The organism is Orrella sp. 11846 (assembly GCF_048820935.1).
Taxonomy (GTDB): domain Bacteria; phylum Pseudomonadota; class Gammaproteobacteria; order Burkholderiales; family Burkholderiaceae_B; genus Algicoccus.
The window spans coordinates 188070-194646 of sequence record NZ_JBMERD010000006.1; the positions used below are offsets into that span (position 1 = coordinate 188070).

9 protein-coding genes are annotated in these 6577 nt (G+C 48.4%); 6 read left to right on the forward strand and 3 right to left on the reverse strand.

What is annotated here, in order from left to right; genetic code table 11:
* The first annotated feature begins 82 nt into the window (after positions 1-82).
* The gene (locus ACOI06_RS07060; RefSeq protein ID WP_420661837.1) at positions 83-1177 is read left to right on the forward strand and encodes an alpha-hydroxy acid oxidase; all 1095 of its coding nucleotides are present in this window, start codon (positions 83-85) and stop codon (positions 1175-1177) included.
* Here ACOI06_RS07060 and ACOI06_RS07065 read toward each other — a convergent pair.
* Both ACOI06_RS07065 and ACOI06_RS07070 read right to left on the reverse strand, forming a co-directional pair.
* Entirely contained in the window at positions 1171-2112 is a 942-nt protein-coding gene (locus tag ACOI06_RS07065; protein WP_420661838.1) for a DNA/RNA non-specific endonuclease, read from the reverse strand. The two genes, ACOI06_RS07060 and ACOI06_RS07065, sit on opposite strands and share 7 nt — an antisense overlap.
* A 61-nt stretch (positions 2113-2173) precedes the next feature.
* A complete protein-coding gene (locus ACOI06_RS07070; protein ID WP_420661839.1) occupies positions 2174-2617 on the reverse strand; it encodes a DUF2069 domain-containing protein in 444 nt (147 codons plus the stop codon).
* Between the two features lie 38 nt (positions 2618-2655).
* On the opposite strand from ACOI06_RS07070, the gene ACOI06_RS07075 reads away from it, so the two are divergent.
* The 5 genes from ACOI06_RS07075 (at position 2656) to ACOI06_RS07095 (ending at position 6254) form a co-directional block, all read left to right on the forward strand.
* Positions 2656-3588, forward strand: a complete 933-nt coding sequence (locus ACOI06_RS07075; protein WP_420661840.1) for a YihY family inner membrane protein — start codon at positions 2656-2658, stop codon at positions 3586-3588.
* Between the two features lie 106 nt (positions 3589-3694).
* A complete protein-coding gene (locus ACOI06_RS07080) occupies positions 3695-4147 on the forward strand; it encodes a CBS domain-containing protein (RefSeq protein ID WP_420661841.1) in 453 nt (150 codons plus the stop codon).
* A gap of 150 nt (positions 4148-4297) precedes the next feature.
* Entirely contained in the window at positions 4298-4558 is a 261-nt protein-coding gene (locus tag ACOI06_RS07085; protein ID WP_420661842.1) for a DUF2249 domain-containing protein, read from the forward strand.
* A 117-nt stretch (positions 4559-4675) separates the two neighbouring features.
* Positions 4676-4918 (forward strand): DUF2249 domain-containing protein, encoded by a 243-nt coding sequence (locus ACOI06_RS07090; protein ID WP_420661843.1) that lies wholly within the window; start codon positions 4676-4678, stop codon positions 4916-4918.
* A complete protein-coding gene (locus ACOI06_RS07095) occupies positions 4902-6254 on the forward strand; it encodes a hypothetical protein (RefSeq protein ID WP_420661844.1) in 1353 nt (450 codons plus the stop codon). The genes ACOI06_RS07090 and ACOI06_RS07095 overlap by 17 nt, the downstream gene beginning before the upstream one ends.
* Positions 6255-6261: 7 nt before the next feature.
* Here the strand turns inward: ACOI06_RS07095 and ACOI06_RS07100 are convergent, their stop codons facing one another.
* Positions 6262-6510 carry a LysR substrate-binding domain-containing protein gene (locus ACOI06_RS07100; RefSeq protein ID WP_420661853.1) on the reverse strand — a complete coding sequence of 83 codons (249 nt, stop codon included), beginning with the start codon at positions 6508-6510 and terminating at the stop codon, positions 6262-6264.
* Positions 6511-6577 lie beyond the last annotated feature (67 nt).

The following is a 6577-nucleotide window of genomic DNA, read 5'->3' on the forward strand; positions in this document are numbered from 1 at the left end:
ATCGGGCTTACCCAGCCTTAGGCATCGACACTATGCATCGCTCGATCAACCGTTTGTAGAGACTTTCAACGAGTGGTAATTCATGAGCACAAATACGTCTGCACAACAATTTCTGACCCTGCAAGAAATCGTTCAAAAAGCACGCCAAAAACTCAGTATCGACAACTGGGACTACATCATCGGTGGCACAGAAACCGAGACAACCGTAAGACGTAATCGTGCCGCACTCGACGCCGTTGGCTTTAAACCCCGTGTTTTACGTCACGTGGGTTCGATTGATACGAGCCAGATGTTTTTGGGCAAAAAAATGCGTATCCCGGTCATGCTCGCACCCGTCGGAAGTCTGGAGCTTTTTGAGCAGACAGGCGCCATGGCCGTCGCTCAGGCTGCTAGCCAGTTCAATGTGGCACACATGCTCAGTTCGATTTCCACGGTCTCCCACCGAGAAATTGCAGACCACTTGCCCGACGCCATGCGCCTTTTTCAGCTCTATGTGCATGGTGACAGTGACTGGGTCGATCAATGTGTCGAACAAGTCCAGCAATCCAATTGTCAGGCTTTCTGTTTAACCGTTGACAGTGCTTATTACAGTCGCCGAGAAAGAGACATCAGTAAGCGCAACATTCGACGCAGCAACGTCCCAGGGCGCGAACACCAATGCACACTGACTTGGAAAGATGTTGATCGTATCCGCTCCAAACTAAAAATCCCACTCATCCTCAAAGGCATTGCCACCGACCAAGATGCCATCATGGCTGTTGAACATGGTGTTGACATGGTGTACATCTCCAACCATGGTGGACGCCAACTGGACTATGACCGCGGCAGTCTGTCGGTTTTGCCAGAGGTCGCAGCTGCGATTCGTGGCAAAGCCACCATCATCGTCGATGGTGGATTCTGCCGCGGGACCGATATTGTCAAAGCCATTGCGATGGGGGCTGATATGGTGGGTCTGGGTCGGATGCAATGTTACGGTCTAGCCGCAGATGGCGTGGCCGGTGTTTATCGTGTTCTGGAGCTTCTAGAAACTGAAATTCGCACCGCTATGGGATTGATGGGTGTAACAACCTTGGCGCAACTAAACGAAAGCTATCTTTGCCAGCAACCATTACTGGGGCAACCAGATGTCTTGAGTGCATTTCCCCATCTGTCGTTAGATGAATCTTCGTTTTATTGAGCTGCGGGCTGTCCCGAAAAGGTTTTGAGAGCCGATTCGGGCAAAAACCTTAAACCAGTGCGTTCGACAAACGTCTCGTAACTGATAGGACTTTCAGTCCGGGTGTCCGCTCGATTCTCATGCCAATGCACCCATGAATGTCCATTGCCCGCGTCATAAACCACTTTAAAGAGATACGTCGGGACCGCCACCTGATTGGCGCCGATGGTTTCAGGTGACTTGTCAAATACTGGGCCCGTCAGTACAAACACATCCCCTTTGGCGCGTTCAAGATATTTGCGTGTATTGCTCTCCACTTCTTCCCAAGCCTGACCGTTGTGCAAACGATCCTGAGGCACGATATTGGCCAATGAAAAACTCTGAGCTTTTGATTTGGCTGTGCCCATATCACCAGCAGGTGCCATATGACCACGCGAATAGCCAGAACGACGGTAATCCGTCAGTTGGGAACGATCATCTCTGGGCAAACGAGGTTCTTCAAAAAAATCATCTGTACGCGGAATCGTTCTAGCCCGTTCAATTTGTTCTCGGTCGAGCCGCTGAGCCACAAAAACCGGTGTTTTTGTTTGCCCGCTGTGCAAAACTGCAAACCCCTCATAACACAGTTCGCGTAATCTGGGCTGCTCAATCACCTTCGGTGGCACACTATCAGGAAAATGCTGTGGACAGGACTGAAATTCGGTTTGAATAAGCTTAGCCTGGGGATCCGCTTTTAACTGCACAGCCTGTATAGGTCTGTCTGAAACCGCAGACGTGGATTTTGAAGTGGGTTGCTCAGACGGAAAAAAGTGGCTGACCGCCCAAACCACGCCCAACAAAATGACCCAAACAACACGACGGGCCCCCGGACTTAACTGGCCGATTGGATCCGACTTTGGAAAGCGACGATTTTGAGAAGGTTTCTGACGATTTGGATCTGGACGATTGGATGACATGGTTTACACAGATAAATGAGGAGAAGTGGCTGCTTGCCTATAGGTATGACTTCTACAGAGGTTACTTCTGCGAGTGTGACTTTTTTTGTTGTTTGGCTGACGCTTTAAAGGCTTGCTTGGCTGGACGTACATACGCCAGTGCGGCAATAAAAAACACGAGTGATAACACAACCTCCACAGCGGCCATCCAAATGCTCGGACCGGGTGGATCCGACATCACACGCACAACCCCTTCCATGAAATACAGCAGTATCAGCATGCTGGCCCATTGCATCGTATAGAGACTGCCTCTAGACACGCCTCGGATCGCAAACACCAAGGGAACGGCTTTCAAAAAGAGCAAACTGCCACCTGGTTTTAAGGGGGCTAGCCAGATTTCCCAAAGCATGCACCAAAGGAACAAGGCCAGCAAACTAAACAAAGCCACACGACGCCAACGCGGCGAACCGTTGAAAGCGGGCGTGACCGCATCCTGCGGTGAATTTGAATTTTCAGTTGGTATCATGGAACGTATTATCGCCTGCGTGAGGAGTTCTGTTCAAAATGTCAGACCATACACCATACTGGAGTCTCGTGAATTTACGAGCCACTGCCAAACGCATTGCGTTGGCACTCTGGTATGAGCGCTTACTAGAGCGCAGTTCTGCACTAGCGTTTAGTACGATCTTAGCGATTGTGCCATTACTGGCGGTCACACTGGCGCTGTTGACGGCGTTTCCTTTTTTCAGTGATTTTGAAATCGCAATCCAAGCATTTTTGCGCGACCAACTGTTGCCTGAAGCGTTTTCAGTCACGATCATGGAATACCTAGATGACTTTGTGAAAGGGGCCAGTAGTCTCTCAAGTATTGGGGCGATCTTTCTGTTAATCACTTCGGTCATGGTCATCATGACGGTCGATGACTCTCTCAATGACATCTGGCACGTTCATACTCGACGCTCACTTGGGCAGCGTTTCTTAGTCTACTGGGCAGTCCTGACACTGGGGCCCATCTTACTGGGCGGCACGCTTTGGGCCAGCGCTTATGTGGCTCACGAAGCACTCCTACTGCCCGGCACCGAGGCACTCAGGCTGAACTCACTCGTTTTATGGCTACCATATCTAATTAGTTGGTTAGGCTTCACGTTACTCTTCATCACCGTGCCAAACTGTCCCGTCAAAGTCCGGTTTGCATTGGTCGGCGGTTGGGTCACAGCGTCTCTTTTTGAAATAATCAAATGGGCACTGGGCGTCTACTTTTCACGATTCCCAACCTACACACTAATTTATGGCGCATTTTCTGTGTTGCCTGCATTTCTGCTTTGGCTTTATTTTTCTTGGATGGCCGTGCTCATCGGTGCCATTGCGGCAGCCAATCTTCCGTCCGATTGTCGTATCGTGTTTAAAGAGCCATTTTTGCCGCATGAGGGTGATCCGCTGGTATCCACACCCGTCGCGCTGGATGAACCAACGGACAGGACATCAGCACCTACATAAAATGGGACTTGTCCACACACCGCTAGGTTGTTTACCATCAGATAAAAGAGCAACCTTGTTTTAGCAAGCCTGGACCAACATTAAACGGCAGGTAGGAGTTCAAATCATGCTGAAAGTCAATGAAATTCTAAGAGTCAAAGGCGATGTTCTGTACACCGGGACACCCGATATGCCGGTCAACGAAGCAATCAAAACCATGAGTCAACATGACATCGGCTCATTGGTCATCATGGATAAAGGGGCTTTAGCCGGCATACTGACCTTTCGTGAAGTGATCCGTTGGTTGGATGCCAACGAGGGTCAAGTCGGCGACACAGTCGTGAAAGACATCATGAAGACTAGTCCAATTTTTGTCACGCCTGAAACCGATGCCCAAGAGGTTCAGAAAATCATGCTGGAAAAACGCGCACGTTATCTACCCGTTATGGAAGCAGATACATTACTGGGTGTGATTTCTTTTTATGACATGGCGCAAGCGATCGTCGCAGCCCAAGAGTTTGAGAACTCGATGCTCAAAGCATACATTCGCGATTGGCCACAACCGAATCACAAGCCCTGACAAAACCGCAAAGTTGAATACTTGGTGAGAGCATGGGTTATTTTAACCCTATTTATTTGGCATCCCCAAAACGCTCAAGGGTAGTGCGCTCAGAATAGCTGCATTCTTTATGATGAAGCTTCTATTTCTTTTTATAAGGACTGCACGATCATGTCTTCTAATGCCCTGCCACTGTTTGTCGAAAACACCTTCCCATTCGATGCCCGCGGTGTCGCAAAGCGATTTCGTCATGCTGCGATTTTTGGTGCACTTGCCTCATTGACACCTGGTGAAACAATGCGTTTTTGTAATGACCATGATCCCCTGCCCTTATTGGCTCAACTCAAAGACCACTACGGGGATGCCATTGAGTTTGAATATCTAAAACGCGAGCCAAATGAAATCGTCATCGATTTTCATATTCGTGGCTGATCAAAAATATGCTTTAAAGCATCATCACGTCCATCACAGTGATTGAGTCGACAAAGGGGGTTATCAGGTATTTCAGACATGGATCCAGTAAGGTATCCCTCATATCTTGGAGTTTTTATGTCTCACCCTGATCTCACCCTGGATGTCCGTGGTTTGCCTGCACCGGAACCGATGCATGAATGTCTAGAAAAATTGTGGCAACTCGAACCTGGGCAGCGTTTGCAGATGTATATTGACCGTGAGCCTCACCCGCTTTTTAGCATTCTGACAGCGCGTGGATATTCGTATCAATGCACTCCAGAACACCAATCCTTCCTCGTTACTATCTGGTCAGATTCCCAACATGCAACGCGCGCTTGATTTTGATAAAACCCCTGCCCTCGGTGTTCCACTTCCTTTTTTCCTGAACATCCCGATTTTTTTGTTGCTTGCAGGGATTCTGACAACCTTGCAGCCAGACGCCGTCTGGGCATCACGCTGGAGTAGTGCCACACTGGCTTTGACGCATCTCTGGACACTAGGCGTTCTGGGCAGCGCCATGCTCGGCGCGCTATTACAAATCTTAGCGGTCGCCTGTAATGTCACCACGCCGGGGATTCAACTGCTATCCCGTACGGTGTATGTTCTGCTGACTGTCGGCACTTTGTTACTGGTTTCGGGTTTTTTGTGGTGGAACCCTGCTTATTGGATTGCGTCTAGCGTTTTACTTGGGCTGGCCTTAATTCTGTATATCACCACAGTGAGCTATGGACTCTGGAAAAAACGCCATGAAGTCTATCCAGGCGCACGTGAAATCTTAGTGCCTATTCGTTTTGCGTTGGGCTCTTTACTAATTACGATGGTTCTGGGTGTTTCATTGGCTACGGCACTTGGCACCAATTCTGCCGTACCTGATGTGATTGGCAGTCATTTACTTTGGGGACTCTTAGGCTGGGGTGGACTCCTTTTGATCGGCATGTCATTTCAGCTTATTCCCATCTTTCAAGTCACTGAAATTTATCCAGAAAAAATAACCAAATGGTTGCCGCTCATCATCCCCATCCTGTTGGCTGTGTGGACGGCGGTTGATGCTACCGATGATTTGCCTGTGGCCTTTCTAGAGCTCATTGAATTGGTCATTTTGGGTGTTTTCTTACTCTGGGCAATCAACACGTTTTATCTATTGTGGACACGCAAACGTCCAGATGCTGATGCCACAACTTTGTTTTGGTATGTCAGCATGATTTGTCTGGCGCTCTGTGCACCTGTTTGGTTGTGGGCAACGCATACGCAAGCACCTCAAGGAACGATGGTCTTAGGTGTGCTAATCATCGTGGGTGTTCTGGGAACTGTGGTCAATGGCATGTTGTATTTGATCTTCCCTTTTTTGCTCTGGAAACACGCCCAAAACTCAGCAGTAGTCCCTGAAGACGACCCACGACTGGCCAGACTTTATCAGCCCGCTTTACCCAAAGCCGCTGAATACATCAAGCAATCTGCTGCCAAAGCGCAATGGGGTGTCCATACGCTCATGGTCATTTGCTGGCTGTTGGCCAGCGCAGGCATTCAATGGGCAGGTCTCTTGGCGGGACCAATACTCATTATTTCGACGCTCTTTTTAATCTGGAATATGGCACAGGCTTTAAGTCGGTATCGTAAAGCTCTGAAAGAAGTGGCTCAAATCGCTCAACAAATTAATCAACGTCAAAATAATTAATTTACGATTAAATTGTTTTTAATTCTGCGTATTTTTTAAGTATGTCAGTTGCGATTTTGGCAACAGCAGAGATACTCGCAGATTGTTTGGTCAGCGTATTGGTTGCAAGGAATACTTCGCGCTGTATATTCGGTTCAGTTATTTCCCACGCGTAAAACCTTTCCGATAAAACATCGTCAGCAACGGCCACAGAAGGTAATATCGTTCCACCCAGCCCGCGGTTGACAGCATGCTTTATTAAACTCAGAGAATTGATCTCATGTTTTTATTTAAAGAAATATTTTCACTATTCAAGGAACATCTGAACTACTCGTGTTTTTGAA